The 17324-nt window shown below is 73.3% G+C and carries 15 protein-coding genes; 9 read left to right on the top strand and 6 right to left on the bottom strand.

Annotated features, from left to right (window positions below; all coding sequences use genetic code 11):
* The first annotated feature begins 77 nt into the window (after positions 1-77).
* On the top strand, positions 78-773 hold the full coding sequence (locus tag ACFYZS_RS15965) for a hypothetical protein (protein WP_389012030.1): 696 nt from the start codon (positions 78-80) through the stop codon (positions 771-773).
* On the opposite strand, the gene ACFYZS_RS15960 is transcribed toward ACFYZS_RS15965, so the two are convergent.
* A complete protein-coding gene (locus ACFYZS_RS15960) occupies positions 734-1462 on the bottom strand; it encodes an alpha/beta fold hydrolase (protein WP_389012027.1) in 729 nt (242 codons plus the stop codon). The two genes, ACFYZS_RS15965 and ACFYZS_RS15960, sit on opposite strands and share 40 nt — an antisense overlap.
* A 68-nt stretch (positions 1463-1530) precedes the next feature.
* A complete protein-coding gene (locus ACFYZS_RS15955; RefSeq protein ID WP_389012024.1) occupies positions 1531-3264 on the bottom strand; it encodes an AMP-dependent synthetase/ligase in 1734 nt (577 codons plus the stop codon).
* 134 nt (positions 3265-3398) lie between these two features.
* Here ACFYZS_RS15955 and ACFYZS_RS15950 point away from each other — a divergent pair, with 134 nt between their 5' ends.
* Complete coding sequence (locus ACFYZS_RS15950; RefSeq protein ID WP_389012021.1) at positions 3399-4412, top strand: AraC family transcriptional regulator; 1014 nt, start codon at positions 3399-3401, stop codon at positions 4410-4412.
* Between the two features lie 183 nt (positions 4413-4595).
* Here ACFYZS_RS15950 and ACFYZS_RS15945 read toward each other — a convergent pair whose 3' ends face one another.
* Positions 4596-5798, bottom strand: a complete 1203-nt coding sequence (locus ACFYZS_RS15945; RefSeq protein ID WP_389012018.1) for a calcium-binding protein — start codon at positions 5796-5798, stop codon at positions 4596-4598.
* Positions 5799-6039: 241 nt separating this feature from the next.
* On the opposite strand from ACFYZS_RS15945, the gene ACFYZS_RS15940 reads away from it, so the two are divergent.
* Entirely contained in the window at positions 6040-7209 is a 1170-nt protein-coding gene (locus ACFYZS_RS15940) for a lipase family protein (protein WP_389012015.1), read from the top strand.
* 86 nt (positions 7210-7295) lie between these two features.
* Positions 7296-8039, top strand: a complete 744-nt coding sequence (locus ACFYZS_RS15935; protein WP_389012012.1) for a hypothetical protein — start codon at positions 7296-7298, stop codon at positions 8037-8039.
* A 12-nt stretch (positions 8040-8051) separates the two neighbouring features.
* Here the strand turns inward: ACFYZS_RS15935 and ACFYZS_RS15930 are convergent, their stop codons facing one another.
* Positions 8052-8483, bottom strand: a complete 432-nt coding sequence (locus ACFYZS_RS15930; RefSeq protein WP_389012010.1) for a MarR family winged helix-turn-helix transcriptional regulator — start codon at positions 8481-8483, stop codon at positions 8052-8054.
* A gap of 134 nt (positions 8484-8617) precedes the next feature.
* Here ACFYZS_RS15930 and ACFYZS_RS15925 point away from each other — a divergent pair, with 134 nt between their 5' ends.
* Both ACFYZS_RS15925 and ACFYZS_RS15920 read left to right on the top strand, forming a co-directional pair.
* The gene (locus tag ACFYZS_RS15925) at positions 8618-9043 is read left to right on the top strand and encodes a heme-binding protein (RefSeq protein WP_389012007.1); all 426 of its coding nucleotides are present in this window, start codon (positions 8618-8620) and stop codon (positions 9041-9043) included.
* Between the two features lie 53 nt (positions 9044-9096).
* Positions 9097-9948 carry a MerR family transcriptional regulator gene (locus ACFYZS_RS15920; protein WP_389012671.1) on the top strand — a complete coding sequence of 284 codons (852 nt, stop codon included), beginning with the start codon at positions 9097-9099 and terminating at the stop codon, positions 9946-9948.
* Positions 9949-10053: 105 nt separating this feature from the next.
* Here ACFYZS_RS15920 and ACFYZS_RS15915 read toward each other — a convergent pair whose 3' ends face one another.
* Positions 10054-11904, bottom strand: a complete 1851-nt coding sequence (locus ACFYZS_RS15915) for an AMP-dependent synthetase/ligase (protein ID WP_389012004.1) — start codon at positions 11902-11904, stop codon at positions 10054-10056.
* Between the two features lie 185 nt (positions 11905-12089).
* Between ACFYZS_RS15915 and ACFYZS_RS15910 the strand changes: the two genes are divergently transcribed.
* The 3 genes from ACFYZS_RS15910 to ACFYZS_RS15900 all read left to right on the top strand — a co-directional run bounded on the left by ACFYZS_RS15910 (position 12090) and on the right by ACFYZS_RS15900 (position 16246).
* Positions 12090-13709 carry an ABC-F family ATP-binding cassette domain-containing protein gene (locus tag ACFYZS_RS15910; RefSeq protein ID WP_389012001.1) on the top strand — a complete coding sequence of 540 codons (1620 nt, stop codon included), beginning with the start codon at positions 12090-12092 and terminating at the stop codon, positions 13707-13709.
* Positions 13710-13857: 148 nt separating this feature from the next.
* A complete protein-coding gene (locus ACFYZS_RS15905) occupies positions 13858-15081 on the top strand; it encodes a serine hydrolase domain-containing protein (protein WP_389011998.1) in 1224 nt (407 codons plus the stop codon).
* Positions 15082-15232: 151 nt separating this feature from the next.
* Complete coding sequence (locus tag ACFYZS_RS15900; RefSeq protein WP_389011995.1) at positions 15233-16246, top strand: SMP-30/gluconolactonase/LRE family protein; 1014 nt, start codon at positions 15233-15235, stop codon at positions 16244-16246.
* A 168-nt stretch (positions 16247-16414) separates the two neighbouring features.
* Here the strand turns inward: ACFYZS_RS15900 and ACFYZS_RS15895 are convergent, their stop codons facing one another.
* On the bottom strand, positions 16415-17179 hold the full coding sequence (locus ACFYZS_RS15895; protein ID WP_389011993.1) for a helix-turn-helix domain-containing protein: 765 nt from the start codon (positions 17177-17179) through the stop codon (positions 16415-16417).
* Positions 17180-17324 lie beyond the last annotated feature (145 nt).

The following is a 17324-nucleotide window of genomic DNA, read 5'->3' as shown; positions in this document are numbered from 1 at the left end:
CGCTGCGTCCCGACTCCCCTGCACCGCACACTTGACGAGGGTCCGTCGTGCCGATTCCCTCACCCCGTGGAGCAGCCGTGGAGTCTTCGGAAATACCGATCACGATCACCCCGCAGCAGGCCGCCCACGGGGTGATCCTGAGCGTGCCGCTGCCGACCGGCAACGCGCGGCTGCGGATTCCGCCCTCCCGGGACGGGGACCTCGTACGGGCCCGGGTCGGGCAGGGCGAGGTGCTCGTGCGGATCCGGGTCGCCGGTGCGCCGGCGCCCCAGGCGCCCCCGCCCGTGTCGAACGGGCGGGGATGCCTGGTGGCGCTGGGTGTCGCCATCGCCGTCGTGGTGGGCGTGGTGCTGCTGAACAGCGGGGGCGATGACGGCGACGGCGCGGCCTCGCCCGCGCCCGTCCCGTCGTACGGCTCCCCCACCAGGTCGCCGGTCCCCGTCCCGCCGCCCGTGAGCCGGGAGACCGCGGCCCCGGCCCTTCCCTCCGAGGAGCCGGCGCCCAGTCCGTTCGACCAGGGGACCTGCCTCAACGGGCAGCTCCCCGACTCGACGACCGCGCAGCGGGTCGACGGGGTGAAGGAGGTCTCCTGCTCCGCCTCCGACGCGCACTACAAGGTGATCGAGCGGATCCCGGTGACGTCCGACCTGAACCGCTGCAACGACAATCCGGACACCCAGTACGCGTTCTCGTACCGCTACAGCCGGGGCGGCATCACCATCAACGAGTACGTCTACTGCCTCGTCGGCCTCGGCTCGTACGCCCGCGACTGACCGAGCCCCCCTCCCGCCGCCCCCGCCAGGATCCGCGCCAGTTCCGCCGGCTGCGAGAACATCGGCCAGTGGCCGGTGTCCATGCGGACCAGGGTCCAGCCCTCGCTCTCGAGCAGCTCGGAGATCACCGGGCCGGGGTCCTCGCCGTCCAGCAGGCACTTCACGTACAGCGCGGGGAGCTCGGAGAGCGGGGCCTTCAGCTCCGCCGGTTCCGTCAGGGTTGCGCCCGGGTGGGGGGTCGCGCCCGTGACGATGCGGGTGATCTGCTCCTCGTCCAGGCCCTGCCCCTCGAAGTCGGCGGCGGTCAGCGGCGGCCAGAAGCCGCCGTGGGCGGCGATCTCGGCCTCCACCGGCCAGCTGTCGGAGAACGACCGTCCGTCCACGGGGACGTTGGCGTCCACGAACACCACCCGCGTCAGCCGGTCGCCGATCCGCTCGGCCGCCTGGCCGACCGGGATGCCCGAGTAGCTGTGTCCGACGAGCACCACGTCACGCAGGTCGAGGCGCTCGACCTCGGCCACGATGTCCCGGACGTGCGTCTGCTGTCCGGCCGGTACGCCGCTGCGCTCGGCCAGGCCGGACAGGGTCAGGGGGTGGACGTCGTGCCCCGCCGCGCGCAGCGGCGCGGCCACCTCCTCCCACGCCCAGGAGCCGAGCCATGCGCCTGCCACCAGCACGAAGTTCGCCATGGCGGCACCGTAGCCCGCCCCACTGACAACGCCCCCGGTCCAGGCCGTGTCTTTTGGATCAGGCCGGGCTAGTCCCCGTACAACGCGCCGATCTCCGCCGCGTAGCGCTGCGCCACCGCCGTGCGGCGCAGCTTCAGGGTCGGGGTCAAGGTGCCCGCCTCGACCGTGAAGTCCTCGGGCAGGACGTGGAAGGCGCGGATGCGCGCCGGGCGGGAGACCGTGGCGTTGGCCGCCGCGACCGCCTCCTCGACCAGGGCGCGGACCGCGGGGTGGGCGGCCGCCGCCGGCAGGGCCGGATCGAGGCCCTCGCGCCGCGCCCAGGCCGCGATCTCCTCCGCGTCCAGGGTGATCAGGGCGACCGGGTGGGGCCGGCGGTCACCGATCAGGACCGCCCGCGAGACGTACCGGGAGCGCTGGACGGCGAATTCGACCTCCGTCGGCGTGATGTTCTTGCCCGCCGAAGTGATGATCAGCTCCTTCTTGCGCCCGGTGATCGACAGGAATCCGTCGTCGTCCAGCTCCCCCAGGTCCCCGGTGCGCAGCCAGCCCTGCGCGTCCAGCACCTGCGCCGTGGCGGCCGGGTTCGCGTGGTAGCCGGGGAAGACCATCGGCCCGCGGACCAGGATCTCGCCGTCCTCGGCGATGCGGACCTCGCAGCCCGCGATGGGCTTGCCGACCGTGCCGTGGCGGGTGGCTTCCGCGTGGTTCATGCTGATCAGCCCGGCGGTCTCGGTCATGCCGTAGCCCTCGTAGACGGTGATCCCGCAGGCCCGCAGGAAGTCCATGGTCGCCGGGGCGATCGGCGCCGCGCCGGTCACCGCCTGGTTCAGCCGGCCCCCGAAGGCGCCCCTGACCAGCGAGTACAGGTTCTTCTCCGCCTCCTCCCAGGCCGGCCGGTCGGAGTCGGGCAGCCGCCCTTCCGACGCGAGCACCCCGATCCGCACCGCCTCCCGGAAGCGCTGCGCGCCGCCCTCCTGGGATTCGGCCATCGACAGCACCACCGAGTGCACCTTCTCGAACAGCCGGGGTACGGACGGGAGATGGGTGGGCCGCGCCTCGGCCAGCTCGGACAGCACGTCCTCGATCCGGCCGCCGAAGTAGCACAGCTCCCCGCCCTCCAGCAGGGTCGTGAACTGGATCAGCTGGGCCAGAACGTGCGCCAACGGCAGGTACAGGTACGTGGAGTCGCCCGGTCCCCCGTGGATCAGCGGGCGCGTCGCGTCCTGGATGGCGCCCATGTTGCCGTGCGTGAGGCGGCAGCCCTTCGGCAGGCCCGTGGTCCCCGAGGTGTAGATGATCGACGCGTCGTCGGCCGGGGTCACCCGCCGGGCCCGCTCCAGGAGTTCCGGCTCCGGGGCCGCTTCGAGGCCCGGCAGCGCGTCCATCCGTACGACCGCGCGCAGCGCCGGCAGCTTCGCCCGCAGCGCCTCGACGCGCTCCGCCTGCGCCGCGTCGTCGCAGACGACGGCCACCGCCTCCGCGTCGGCGAGGACCCAGGCCAGCTCCTCCTCCCCGGCCGTCGGGTAGACCGGTACGAGGACGGCGCCCGCCGCCAGGACCCCGAAGTGGGTGTACGTCCACGCCGGCCGGGTCTCGGCCAGGACCGCCACCCGCTCGCCGGGCCCGACCCCCAGCCCGATCAGCGCCCGGCCGGTCCGCCGTACGCGCTCGCGCAGTTCGGCGTAGGTGACGGTGGCCCACCCGCCGTCCGGGGCGCGGTGGCGCAGCGCGCTCTCGCCGCCGTACCGCTCCCCCGTCCACTCCGTGAACACCGCCAGCGTCTCCGGTCGCACAGCGTCCATCGCGTTCGCCTCCCTGGGGTACGTACGACACGACGTGCGTCGGACCGACGCTAGAGCGCCAACTCCTGCGCGCGACATGACCGGAAGCGTCACGCCCCCTGACCGCAGCGCTCATCCGGGCTACCGTCGGAGCCATGGGGAGGCGGACGATCACCGTGCACCACGTGCGTGCCCTGCTCGCGGGGGCGGCGCGCGGCGGCATCGACACGGTGCCGCTGCTCCAGGAGGCGCAGATCCCGCCGCTGCTGCTCGGCGACGACCGGGCGCGGATCACGCCGGCGCAGTTCGCCCGGCTGTTCCGGGCGCTGTACCGGACCACGCAGGACGAGTTCCTCGGCCTGTCGGCGGCGCCGAGCCGCCCCGGCACCTTCGCGATGATGTGCCACGCCTCGCTGGGCTGCCGCGACCTCGGTGCGGCGGTGGAGCGCGCCGCGACCTTCTACGGCCTGTTCCCGGGCGGCCCGGAGCTCGCGCTGGACGTGACGGGCGCCGAGGCGCGTTTCACCGTCCGCAACGACTTCGCCCGGGACGAGGAGCGGTTCCTGACCGAGTGCGTGCTCGCCATCTGGCACCGGCTGAGCAGCTGGCTGATCGGGCGGCGCATCCCGCTCGCGTACGCGTCGTTCGCCTATCCCGCGCCGCCGCACGTGGCGGAGTACGAGATCCTGTTCGACTGCCCGGTCCGCTTCGGGGCGGACGGTACGGGGGCCGCGTTCGAGGCCCACTGGCTGGCCGCGCCGCTCGTACGGGACGAGGCGGAGCTGGACGCGATGCTGCGGCGGGCCCCCTTCGACCTGCTGTCGCGGCCGGAGTACGGGACGACGGTCGCGGAGCAGGTCCGCCGGGCCCTGGCGGGGCAGCTGCGGACCTGCCCGCGGCTGCCGGAGCTGGGGGAGGTGGCGGCGCGGCTGGCGGTGTCGCCGGCGACGCTGCGGCGGCGGCTTCAGCAGGAGGGCACGTCGTTCCAGCAGCTGAAGGACCACGTACGGCGGGACGCGGCGATCGCGGGGCTGGCGGAGAGCGGCGAGCCGATAGCGGAACTGGCGGCCCGCCTCGGCTTCTCGCAGGACACGGCCTTCCACCGCGCGTTCCGCCGCTGGACGGGCACGACCCCGGGGGCGTACAGGATCGCGTCGGGCGCCCCTTGACCACCCCCTAGGGGGTGTCCGCAAAGTAGCGCCGTGCGCCCGAAGGGCGGTCTCGCGGCGTTCGGTGCGTGCTCTCGGTGTGCCGGGCGGAAGCCCGTGTACTGGACGTACTCGGGATTTCGCCCGGTGCGCCGAGAGCGCGTGCCGGGCGCCGCGGGGCAGGCGGGACTTTGCGGACACCCCCTAGGGGATGTTGACGGTCGTCTCGCAGCGGACGGCCACGTCGGCGGTGCCGCCCTGGCCGTCGCAGAAGTCGGTGTTCGCCCCGCCGTCGAGGAGGTCGTCGGCCGGGCCGGCGAAGATCGAGTCGTCGCCGGCCTGGCCGCGGAGCTGGTCCCGGCCGCCGGCGGTGCCGGCGGTCGCGTCCCCGTCGAAGTTGGAGTTGTCCCCGAAGACGGCGTCGTCGCCGCTCCCGGCGTCGATCGTGTCGTTGCCTGCCGTGGTGACGGACGCGTCGCCGACCGAGCTGTCGCCGATGAGGATCTCGGCCGCGGCGCCGCCGACGATCCGGTCGTTGCCGGCGCCCCTGGCCTGGCCGCCGGCCGGGTCGCCGATGTTGTGGTCGCCCACGGCGAAGATGCCGCCGTCCGCTCCCAGGTCCAGCAGGTCGTTGCCGCCGCTGCCGACGGCCGCCGTGATGCCCTCGCTGTCGCCGATGATGTTGTCGCCCGTTCCGGCGCCGCCGCGCAGGACGTCGCTCCCGGCGCCGGTGCCCGTCCCCTGGAAGGGGGCCGCGGAGTCGCCGACCAGGCCGTCGTCGCCGGCGCCGCCGTCCAGGAGGTCGTTGCCGCCGCCCGTGGCGTCGCCGCCGAGGGCCACGCTGTCGCCGGTGATGTGCTCGTCGTCGCCGTCGCCGCCGAACATGCGGTCGTTGCCGCCGCCGGCGGCGGTCCCGCCGTCGGCGCTCTCGGAGTCGCCGACCATGGCGTCGATGCCCGGGCCGCCGTCGAGGAGGTCGTGGCCGCCGCCGGTGGCGTTGCCGGAGGCGGTGAACGAATCACCGACCATGTCGTCGTCGCCGTCGCCCCCGCGCAGTTCGTCGTTTCCGCCGCCGGTGGCGTTGCCGGAGGCGACGGCCGCGTCGCCGCGCAGGACGTCGTCGCCGGAGCCGCCGTCGAGCCGGTCGTTCCCGGCCCCGCCGACGAGCTGGTCGTTGCCGCCGAGCCCGCACAGGAGGTCGTTGCCCCCGAGCCCGTCGACGGTGTCGGCCCCCGCGGAGCCGACGATCACGTCGTTGCCGGGCGTGCCGGTGATCGTGCCGCTGCCGGTGATGGTGGCCGGGACACCGAAGCAGGTCACGGGGGCGGCGGCGGCCCCGGCGGCCGGCATGCCGAGGGCGAACAGCGCGGCGGTGACGACACCGGCCGTGACGATGGGGCGAGCCATGGGAGTCCTCCGACGATGGTCAGCAGCGGCATCGCAGCACCTGTCCCACCCGCTCCCACCCCGCAAGCGGGAGCTGCTCCTGCTGCCGCGTCTTGTCCCTCGTACGGGTGGCGGGCGGCGGGTGGGGTGTGAGGGCGGGTCAGGAAAGGTGAGCTGCGCGGTCAGCGACGTTCCGACCGGTCGGTCACTACGTTCTCCTCACCCACCCCCCGCACGGAACGAACCGTTGGGAGAGCCGCCCATGCGTTTGCGAACCCCCGCAGCCGTGGCCGCGATCGTGGCCTCGCTGGCCGTGTCGGTCGCGAGCCCCGCCGCCGCGTCCACCTCCGCCTCCGCCGCCGCACCCGAGACCGGCCGGGCCGGCGACATCGTCTCTGTCGCGCCGTCCGCCTTCCACCCGCTGCCCGGGCAGCCGACCGGCACCAAGGCGTGGAAGATCCACTACCGGTCCACCACGGCCGACGGCGCCCCGAACACCGTCTCCGGCACCGTGATCGTCCCCCAGGACGGCCGGACCGGCCCGCGACCGCTCGTCACCTACGCCGTCGGCACCGTCGGCATGGGCGACTCCTGCGCGCCGAGCAACAACCTCCCGTACGGCACCGCCATGGAGGCCAACCTCATCCAGCAGCTCACCCTGCGCGGCTGGGCCGTGGTCGTCACCGACTACGAGGGGCTCGGCACTCCGGGGGTGCACACCTACACCGTGGGCCCGTCGGCCGGCCGGGCCGTGCTCGACGCCGCCCGCGCGGCCACCCGGCTCCCCGAGGCGGGGCTGCCGGCGGACACCCCGGTCGGGATCATGGGCTACTCCCAGGGCGGCCAGGCCGGCAGCTGGGCCGCCGAGCTGCAGGGTTCGTACGCCCCCGAGCTGAAGGTGAAGGGCACGGCGACGGGCGGGGTCCCGGCGGACCTGCTGAAGGTGGCCGACTTCAACAACGGCTCGTACGGCTCCGGGCTCATCTTCATGGCGGCGGCCGGCCAGGACGCGGCCTTCCCCGAGCTGCGCCTCGACTCGTACCTCAACCCGGCGGGCAAGGCCCTGGTGGCGGGGATGAAGGACGGCTGCGTCGCCATCGACGCCATCGCCGGATCCTTCAAGCGGATCTCCGACCTCACCACCCGCAACCCCCTCGAACAGCCGGACTGGCAGGCCCGGTTGAACCAGAGCAGGCTCGGGCGGACGGCCCCGGCCGCGCCGGTGTACCAGTACCACGCGCTCGGCGACGAGCTGATCCCGTACGCGGTCGGGCGGCAGCTGCGCTCGGAGTGGTGCGCGAAGGGCGCGGACGTGCAGTGGCAGACGATCTGGGTCGGTGAGCACGTCAGCGGCGTGATCACCCACTCGCCGGCGGCGGCGAACTGGCTCGCCGACCGCTTCGCGGACCGCCCGACGCACGGCGACTGCTGAGGCGGTCCGGCCGCCGGCGCCGTCCGGTCGACACGTCCGTCCGGGGGGAGGAGCATCGGAACAGGGGCCCGGCGAAAGGAAGAAGGATGAACCGGCACGGCCGTTTCGCAGCCCTCCTCCCGCTCCTCCCGCTCCTCCCCGCCCTGCTCGCCTCCCCGGTCGGCCTCGCCGCGCCGGCGGTGGCGGCCCCGGGCACCGCTCCGGCTCCGGCCATGGCCGCGGCCGCGGGGCCGAGCTGTGAGCTGGTTCCGGGGCAGGACGACCCGGCGGGGAAGCCCACGTACAGGCTGGTGCTGTCGGGGTTCACGCCCGAGAAGGACGTGCAGGCCGCCTCCGCGGACAAGAAGTACAACCCGAGCGGTACGACCTCGAAGAGCGGGTCCATCACCTTCGAGGGCGTGCCGTACGGCAGCTACCGGGCGGCCGAGGGCGGCGGGAAGGCGATCAAGTGCGCCAAGGTGCCCGCCGCCGGGCGGCAGGGCAGGGAGCCCGCCGTGACGAGCCTGAGCGTCGGCACCAAGGTCGAGATCTCCAAGGACCTGGTCACCACCGCAGGCTTCGACCCCATGGTGACGATGAGGGTCTCGGGGCCGGGAACGGTCCGGTACGAGTACCGGATGACCAGGGAATCGCGCGACGTCCAGAGCGGTACGGACACGTTCGTCTTCACCAAGGCGGGTGAGAGGCAGCGGAGTTCCACCGGCTTCGCGACCGCCTGCCCGGCCCCCGGTGCCGTGGTGTCGGTGACCACGACGGTGGAGATCCTGACCGGCCCCTCGAAGGGCAGGACGGCCCAGGACACGGCCCGGGCCACGTGCCCGGCCACCTGAGCGACCGGCGCTCTAGCGGCCGGCGGACTCGGCGTTTCGGACGATGCGGGCGAGCAGGTCCCGTACGGCGGCCGTCTCGGACTCGGAGAGGCCCTCGGCCAGCCGGGCGTCGAGCTTCGCGACGAGCGCGTCGGCGGCGGCGAACACCTCCGCGCCGCGCTCGGTCATCCGGATCTCGATGAGCGTGCCGTGGACCGGGTGCGGGGTGCGCGCGACGAGGCCGCGGGTCTCCAGCCGGCCGAGCAGGCTGTTCATCGTCTGCGGAGTCACCGAGAGCTTGCGCGCGAGCTCGGCGGCATTGATCCCGGGGTTGTCGCTGAGCACGGCCAGCGCGGCCTGCTGAGCAGCGGTGATCCCGGCCTCGCGCACCGCGGCCTCCTTGGCGGCCTGCGTGATGCGTTCGGCCTGCTTGATGTGGATCAGCAGCCGCTCGGAGTAGTGCATGGGGCGAGTGTAAGAGCGGGTGCCGGTCGGGTGCCAGTAACCAGCAATCAATCAGCAAGCTTGCAGATAGCTATAAGCATGCTGTTAGCTAGAAGCACACGAACTCCTGCACGTCTCATCAAGGGGATACCGCCATGACCGCTGTCCGCACCCGTCCGGCCCTCGGCAACGACCTCGCGCGCGCCATCGTCGACGCCGCCCTGGCCGCCGCCCGGCAGACCGACCTCCGCTTCGCCGTCGCCGTGGTCGACGAGTCCGGCCACCTCAGCGCCTTCGCGCGGATGGACGGCTCGGGCCTGATGACCATCCAGATCGCCCAGGACAAGGCCTACACGGCCGCCGCCTTCGGCCTGAGCACCACCGACTGGCACGAGTTCGTCGAGAACGACCCGCAGCTCGCGCCCGGCGCCCGGACCGGCATCGACCGCCTGGTCACCTTCGGCGGCGGCCTGCCCATCGTCGTGGACGGCCACCTCGTGGGCGGAATCGGCGTCTCGGGCGGCCACTGGTCGGACGACGTCAAGATCGCCGAGGCGGGCCTCGCCGCCATCCCCGCGTAGGGACCACGCTTGACTCTCGGGTCACCCGAGACAGCACAGTCTTCCTCGTGGACATGACGAACCTGCTGCCGATCGGGCAGTTCGCGCAGGCCAGCGGCCTCACGGTCACCGCCCTGCGGCACTACGACGCCAGTGGCGTGCTGCCGCCCGCCCGTGTCGACCCGGAGAGCGGCTACCGCTACTTCCGGCGCGACCAGGTCGGGACGGCCCGGCTGATCCGGGTCCTGCGGCAACTCGACATCCCGATCGAGCAGGTACGCGGCATGCTCGCGCACGCCGAGGCGGGGGCCGACCTGGCCCCCGCACTGGCCGCACACCTGAAGGCCGCGGAGGACCGCCTGACCGTCCAACGCGGCCTCGTCCACGACCTGTTGACCCGGCTGTCCGAAGGAGCAGAGATGAACCACCGCGTCACCATCCGCGAGGGCGGCGCCGAACGCGTCCTCATGCGCGGCGCCACCCTGAAGAACTCCGGCCTCGACGGGTTCCTCCGCACCGCCTTCCAGGAGATGTACGCCGTCGCGGGCCGCGGCCCGCTGACCTTCAACGGCCCGGCGTTCGTCCGTTACCACGGGGTGTGCGACGAGGAGAACGAGACGCTGGTCGAGGCCTGCCTCCCCTTCTGGACGGACGGCGCGCAGCCGACCGACCTGCCGGAGGGGATGTCCGTCCTCGACCTCCCGGAGAACACCTTCGCCTGCACGGAAGTGTCCGGTCCGGCGGCCGGGTTCCCCGCGATCCTCACCGCGTACGATGCCGTCGCCGACTGGATCGGCGCGCACGGCTTCGCCTTCGCCGGCCCGGTCCGCCTGGTCCACCACCGGTGGACGGGGACGCCGGACGACCCCGGCAACCGGTCCGAGATCGCCTGGCCGATCGAGGAGCCTGCCCACGGCACTCGGTAGGCCGGCCCGTCGGCCACGCCCGCCCCGCCGGTCCGCCGACCCGCCGGCCCGCCGGCCTGCCCGGCCCGCCGACCGTGCCCGGCCCGCCCGGCCCCGCCCCGCCCGTCACGCGCGGCGGTAGAGGGCCTCGACCTCCTGCTCGAAGTCGCGGGCGATCACGGCCCGCTTCAGCTTCAGGGACGGGGTCAGGTGGCCTCCCGCCTCCGTGAACTCCACCGGCAGCACCGCGAAGCGGCGTATCGACTCCGCCCGCGAGACCAGGCGGTTCGCCTCGTCCACCGCGCGCTGCAGGTCCGCCCGCAGGTCCTCGTCCCGTACGAGCTCGCGCAGCGGCACGCCCGTCTTCTTGTGCATCTGCCGCCAGTGCGCCAGCCCCTCCGGCTCCAGCGTGACCAGCGCGGTGATGTACGGGCGGTTGTCGCCGACCACCATGCACTGGCCGACCAGCGGGTGGGCCCGCAGCCAGTCCTCCAGCGGGGCCGGGGCCACGTTCTTGCCGCCGGAGGTGATGATCAGGTCCTTCTTCCGGCCGGTGATGGTCAGGTAGCCCTCGGCGTCCAGCTCCCCGATGTCCCCCGTCGCGAGCCAGCCTGCGACCCCCTCCCCCGAATTCCAGTACCCCGCGAACACGTGCCGCCCCCACAGCAGCACCTCCCCGTCCTCCGCGATCCGCACCGCCGTGCCCGGCAGCGGCCACCCCACCGTCCCGAGCCGCGGTTTCAGCGGCGGGGTCACCGTGCTGGCGCCGGTCGTCTCCGTGAGTCCGTACCCCTCGAAGACCTCGATCCCGGCCCCGGTGTAGAACGCCGCGAGCCGGCGGCCCAGCGGGGAGCCGCCGCTCAGGACGTACCGGACGCGCCCGCCCAGCGCCGCCCGGATCCGCCGGTACACGAGCGGGTCGTACAGCGCCCGTGCCGCCCGCAGGCCCGCCCCCGGGGTCCGGCCCTCGACGATCTCCCCGTACCGCTGCGCGATGCGCGCCGCGCGGTCGAAGGACGAGGCCCGTCCCATCCGTTCGGCGGTCGCGCGCGCGGTGTTGTAGACCTTCTCCAGTACGTACGGGATGGCCAGCAGGAACGTCGGGCGGAACCCGGCGAGGTCGGCGAGCAGCTCCTCGGTCTGGATGCTCGGCGCGTGCCCGAGCTTGACCCGCGCCCGCATGCACCCCACGGCCACCATCCGCCCGAAGACGTGGGAGAGCGGCAGGAAGAGCAGCGTCGAGGCCGCTTCCGTGGTCGCGGACTTGAAGACGGGGTGCAGGAGCTCGACCGCGTTGTCGGCCTCGGCGAAGAAGTTGGCGTGCGTGATCACGCAGCCCTTGGGCCGGCCGGTCGTACCGGACGTGTAGATGAGCGTGGCCACGGAGTCCGGCGTACGGACGGACCGGCGCGCGTGCACGACGGCGTCGGGCAGATCCTCGCCCGCCTTGACCAGCCGCGCGATCGCGCCCGTGTCGAACTCCCACAGGTGCGCCAGCCAGGGCAGGTTGGCCCGCTCGGCGCTGATGATGCGGGCCTGGGCGGTGTCCTCGACGGCGCAGGCCACGGCCCCGGAGTCCTGGATGATCCAGCGGGCCTGGAGTGCGGAGGACGTCGGGTAGATCGGTACGGTGACCAGCCCGGCGGCCCACCCCGCGAAGTCCAGCAGGGTCCATTCGTAGGTGGTCCGCGCCATGATCGCCAGCCGGTCCCCCTCGCGCAGCCCCTCCGCGATCAGACCCTTGGCGACGGCCGTCACCTCGGCCGCGAACTCGGCGGCGGTGACGTCGCGCCAGCTGCCGTCCCGCTCCTTGCGGGCGAGCACCACCTCGCCCGGGGCCTCCCGGGCGTTCTGGAAGGGGATGTCCCCGAGCGATCCGCTCCCCGGCGCCCCGACCAGCGCGGGCACCGCCGCCTCGCGCACCACGCCGTCGACGACGGTCAACACGGGCGGTACCGGCTGGGGTACGGCTTCCACGGCGGTCTCCTCGACTCGACTCCGGAGTTACCGCCGGTAATCTACGCACGGGTAACCCCGCTGACCAGCCCCCGCGCACCCCTTGGACGAACCCACCCGACTCCTCCACACCCCCCGCACCCCTCCCGCCCCACGCGCCGAAAACGCGTTGTGCCGCCGCCGCGCGACGGGCAGGGTTCCGGAGCATGGGACATCTCGAAGCCTCGCACCTGGAGTACTTCCTGCCCGATGGGCGGGTGCTGCTCGGCGATGCCTCGTTCAGAGTCGGTGAAGGTTCGGTGGCGGCCCTCGTCGGCGCCAACGGCGCGGGCAAGACGACGCTGCTGCGGCTGATCTCGGGCGAGCTCCAACCGCACGGCGGAACCATCACCTCCAGCGGCGGCGTCGGCGTCATGCACCAGTTCGTCGGCTCGGTACGGGACGACCGCACGGTCCGCGACCTGCTGGTATCGGTGTCGCAGCCGCGGATCCGGGCCGCCGCGGCGGCCGTGGACGCGGCCGAGCACCTGATCATGACGGTGGACGACGAGGCCGCGCAGCTGAAGTACGCGCAGGCGCTGAGCGATTGGGCCGAGGCGCGCGGGTACGAGGCCGAGACCGTCTGGGACATGTGCACGATGGCGGCCCTCGGCGTGCCGTACGACCGCGCGCAGTTCCGCGAGGTGCGCACACTGTCCGGCGGCGAGCAGAAGCGGCTCGTACTGGAGGCGCTGCTGCGCGGGCCGGACGAGGTCCTCCTGCTGGACGAACCGGACAACTACCTCGACGTGCCGGGAAAGCGGTGGCTGGAGGAGCGGCTGCGCGAGACCCGCAAGACGGTCCTGTTCATCTCCCACGACCGGGAGCTGCTGGCGCGGGCCGCGCAGCGGATCGTCGCCGTGGAGCCCGGCCCGGCCGGATCCGACGTGTGGGTGCACGGCGGCGGCTTCGCGACCTTCCCCGCGGCACGGGAGGAGCGGTTCGCGCGCTTCGACGAGCTGCGCCGGCGCTGGGACGAGAAGCGCGCGCAGCTGAAGCGGCTCGTGCAGGACATGCAGCAGTACGCGGCGCGCAGTGACGAGATGGCCTCGCGCTACCAGGCGGCCAAGACCCGGCTGCGCAAGTTCGAGGAGATCGGCCCGCCCCCGGAGCCGCCGCGCAAGCAGGACATCCGGATGCGGCTGCAGGGCGGCAGGACGGGCGTGCGGGCGGTGGTCTGCGAGGACCTGGAGCTCACGGGCCTGATGAAGCCCTTCTCCCTGGAGGTCTTCTACGGGGAGCGGGTCGCGGTCCTCGGCTCGAACGGCTCGGGCAAGTCCCACTTCCTCCGGCTGCTGGCGGGCGAGCCCGTCGCCCACAGCGGCACGTGGAAGCTGGGCGCGCGGGTCGTTCCCGGCCACTTCGCGCAGACGCACGCGCACCCCGAGCTCATGGGGCGCCCCCTGGTCGACATCCTGTGGACGGAGCACGCCAGGGACCGGGGCGGGGCGATGTCGGCGCTGCGGCGGTACGAGCTGGAACGCCAGGGGGACCAGCCCTTCGACAAGCTGTCGGGCGGCCAGCAGGCACGTTTCCAGATCCTGCTGCTGGAGCTGGCCGGCACCACCGCGCTGCTCCTCGACGAGCCGACGGACAACCTCGACCTGGAGTCCGCGGAGGCACTGCAGGAGGGGCTGGAGGCGTACGAGGGCACGGTGCTGGCGGTGACGCACGACCGCTGGTTCGCCCGCTCCTTCGACCGCTACCTGGTCTTCGGCTCGGACGGGGTCGTGCGGGAGACCGCGGAACCGGTCTGGGACGAACGCCGCGTCCAGCGGACCCGCTGACCGGACCCGCTGACCGGACCCGCTGACCGGACCCGCTGACCGGGCCGGCTGACCGGGCCGGCCCGGTCAGCCGGCCCGGCCGGGCTGTCGGCCGGCCGACCTGGTCGCCGTCGCGCCGGATGCGCGTACCGCACTCATACTGAGGAACGTGACGCGTACTCGAACGGCGTGCGTCTGCGCTGCCGCTCTGGTCGCCGCGATCCTGCCGCTCGGGCCGGGGAGCGCTCCGGCCGCGGCCGCCGCGGAGCCCGCGCGCACGTGTGTCGTTTCCCCCAAGCCCGAAGCCGCTTCGGGCCCGGCGGCCCGCGTCCTCGACATCGCGCGCACCGCACAGCGGGAGTTCGGGCTGAAGTCGGTCCTCCTCCGCGTGACCTCGGGCAAGACGGACGTCGTCACCGGAGCGCTCGGCACCTCGATGACCGGAGTCCCCGCCGACCCCGCCATGCACTTGCGCACCGGCTCGGTCGGCATCGTCTACATGGCCACGGCCCTGCTCACCCTCGTCGACGAGGGCCAGGTCGGCCTCGACGACCCCATCTCGAAGTGGCTGCCGGACGTCCCCCACGCCGACGAGATCACCCTGCGCATGCTGGGCAGTTCCACCTCGGGCATCCACGACTACGTCACCGACCCGGTGTTCCTCAAGGAGATCGAGGCCAAGCCGTTCCGCGAGTGGACCCCCGCGCAAACCCTCGCCATCACCAGCCGCCACCCGCTCTGGTACGAGCCGGGCACGAGCTTCAGCTACTCCCACGAGAACTTCCAGCTGCTCGGCGCCGCCCTCGCGAAGATCACCGGAAAGCCGCTCGACCAGGTGCTCCAGGACCTCGTGATCGGCCCGCTCGGCCTGCGCGAGACGAGGAACTCCGCGACCCCCGAGATCCCGGTCCCGGCCCTGCACGCCTTCACCTCGGAGCGCGGTACGTACGAGGAGTCGAGCTACTGGAACCCCTCCTGGACCACCGCCCCGGGCGCGGTCCTCACCGGGGACATCTGCGACCTGGCCACCTCGGCCCGCGGCATCGGTACGGGAGCCCTGCTGTCGAAGGAGGCCTTCCGCACCCAGCTGAACCCCGGCACGGTCGGCCTGGGCACCCCGACCAAGCAGTGCCCGGCCCCGTACTGCCGCAAGAACACCGAGGCGCTCCACTTCGGCTTCGGCGTCCTGGTCCTGCACGACTGGATCGCGACGAATCCTTCCTTCTCCGGCTACGCGGCCGTCTCGGCGTACCTCCCGGCGCAGGACCTGTCCATCGCGGTATCCGTGACCAAGGGCCCCTCCTCCCCCGAGGGCAACTCCGCCTCCACGGTGGCCGAACGGATCGCGAAGGAGCTCGCGCCCGACCACCCGCTCACCCTCGGCCCCGGCTGAGACCGCCTCGGCGGAGGCGGCCGACCGGCCCCACCTCGTGGCCCGTGCAGGCGATCCCCCGGCCGTGGCTGCCGCCACTTCGCACCGACGCAGCATCACCTCTTCCTTGTGCCGCGTTCCCCGGCACCCAGCGCCGCCCAAGGAGAGGCCCATGTTCCGACTCTCACGCCTGGCCACCACCGCCACGGTCGTCGCCGCCGCCTTCACCCTGCTCGTCCCCGCCGCCGCGTCGGCCGGAGAGCCGACCCTGTCCGATCCGCGCGCCCTCGCGAACTTCAACTTCGACGCCGGTGAGACCCCGGAGAACATCGCCCTCGAACCGGACGGCTCCGCGAACGTGACCCTCGCCCACGCCCGGCAGGTCGTCCGCGTCGACGGACACGGGACCCACCGGCTCCTCTCGGTCCTGCCCTCCGTACCGGACCCGAACACCCCGGGCATCGGCGCGGCCGTGGTGACGGGGATCGTGCGCGCCAAGGACGGCACCCTCTACGTCAACTACGCCACCGGAACGAGCGAGACCGGCATCTGGCGCATCGGACCCCACGGCGGCACGGCCGTCCAGATCGCGCAGCTCCCGGCCGACTCGCTCCCCAACGGCCTCGCCCTCGACGAGAAGCGCGGCGTGTTCTACGTGGCCGACTCGGCACGCGGACTCGTCTGGCGCGTCCCCTTGAAGGGCGGCACGGCCACGATCTGGGCCGCGGGGTCCGTGCTCCAGCCGCTCGGCGAGAGCGTGGGCTACGAGGCAGGCGCCAACGGCATCAAGCTCCACGGCGACGCCGTGTGGGTGTCCAACACCGACCGCTGGACGCTGCTGCGCATCCCCGTCCGCCGCGACGGCACCGCCGGCTCGATCGAGACCAGGGCGACCGGACTCGACGGGATCGACGACTTCGCCTTCACCGGGAAGGACGACACGGTCCTCGCCGCACTGATCACGGACAGCACGATCGCCCACATTCGCCCGGACGGCACCCACGACACCGCCCTCACCGCACCGGACGGACTCTCCAACCCCACCGCCGTGGCCCTGCACGACAAGACCGTCTACGTCACGAACGCCTCCTACTTCGCCGTCCCGCCGAACCCCACCGTCCTGACGGCACACCTCACCCACGACGAGGACCCGGACACGTCCGGCGGATCAGGGAACCGGTCGTGACCGCCGTACGGAGGTGAGCGGGCGGGGCGGGTTCGGAGTCGCCGCGAGCGCCGGATCGGCCGGAGGCGTCGAACACGACCAGGGCCATGGCCGCCTCGATGCCGTGCTCGCCGAAGCGGGCCAACTCCTTGTCCAGGGAGGCGCGAAGGGCCTCCGCGTCCACACCACCTAGGCCGCCACGCCCGCGAGGGGAGGGAGCGGGCAGTCGCGGCAGCGGCCGGGGTGGGGGGAGCGGAAGGCTCGGTCGCAGCCGTCGCAGGTCTGGAAGGGGTCCGGGCGGTTGATCGGCCTCGGGGCCGGGGGCTGTGGCAGGCGGGGTGGGAGGAGCGCCTTCAGGCGGTACGCGAGTACGGAGGCGGGGCTGCGCAGGGGTTCCGGGAGGTTCGTGGTCAGGGCCAGTGCGACCGCCTCGGGGTCCGCGCCCCGGTCCAGCCAGGCCGATACGGCGGGTGCGAGGCGCTGTACGTCGCGTTCGGCCAGGAGGAGGCGGGGGTCGCGGCGGCGCAGGCCGGCGAGCAGATCGGTCGCGCCGGGGTGTACGGGGCGCGGCGCGGGATCGGGTGCCGGCGACGGCGCGGGGTCGGCGCTCCCCTGCGGCTCGGGCTGCGGGTCCGGGGCCGGCACGGGCTCGCGGTCCGGTACGGGCTCTCGGTCCGGGGGCGGAGGCTCGTCCGGGCCGCTCAGCGGCTTGTTGTACGAGTACGTCCGGGTCACCACCCGCCCGGTCTCCAGCCGCTCGCGCCGCCGCTCCAGGTAGCCGTGGCGTTCCAGCTCGCGGAGGGCGGCGCTCATGCGCATCTCGCCCTCCGGGAAGCGGGCGACCAGGGCCCTGATGCCGACCGGGGCGCCGGCCGGGAGCGACTGGATGTACGCCGCCACCCCGATCGCCGTCGCCGACAGCTCGCGGTGCTGGAGGAGGTGGTTGCCGACCACGGTGAAGCGACCCGCGTGCGGCGTGTTGACGTGGATGACACCGGATCGGGGGGTCCCCGGGTGAAGTTCCGGCGAGGTGCGCGTGGGCGCGCTAGGGTGCTCAAGAGCCATTGGGAAGCCGCTTACTTCCTGGTTGGTCAGGCCC

Origin of the sequence: Streptomyces sp. NPDC001903 (genome assembly GCF_042891345.1) — a bacterium.
In the GTDB taxonomy this organism is placed as follows: Bacteria; Actinomycetota; Actinomycetes; order Streptomycetales; family Streptomycetaceae; genus Streptomyces.
The sequence above is the reverse complement of the archived record's forward strand: the minus strand, read 5'-3'. Positions and strand labels throughout refer to the sequence as shown.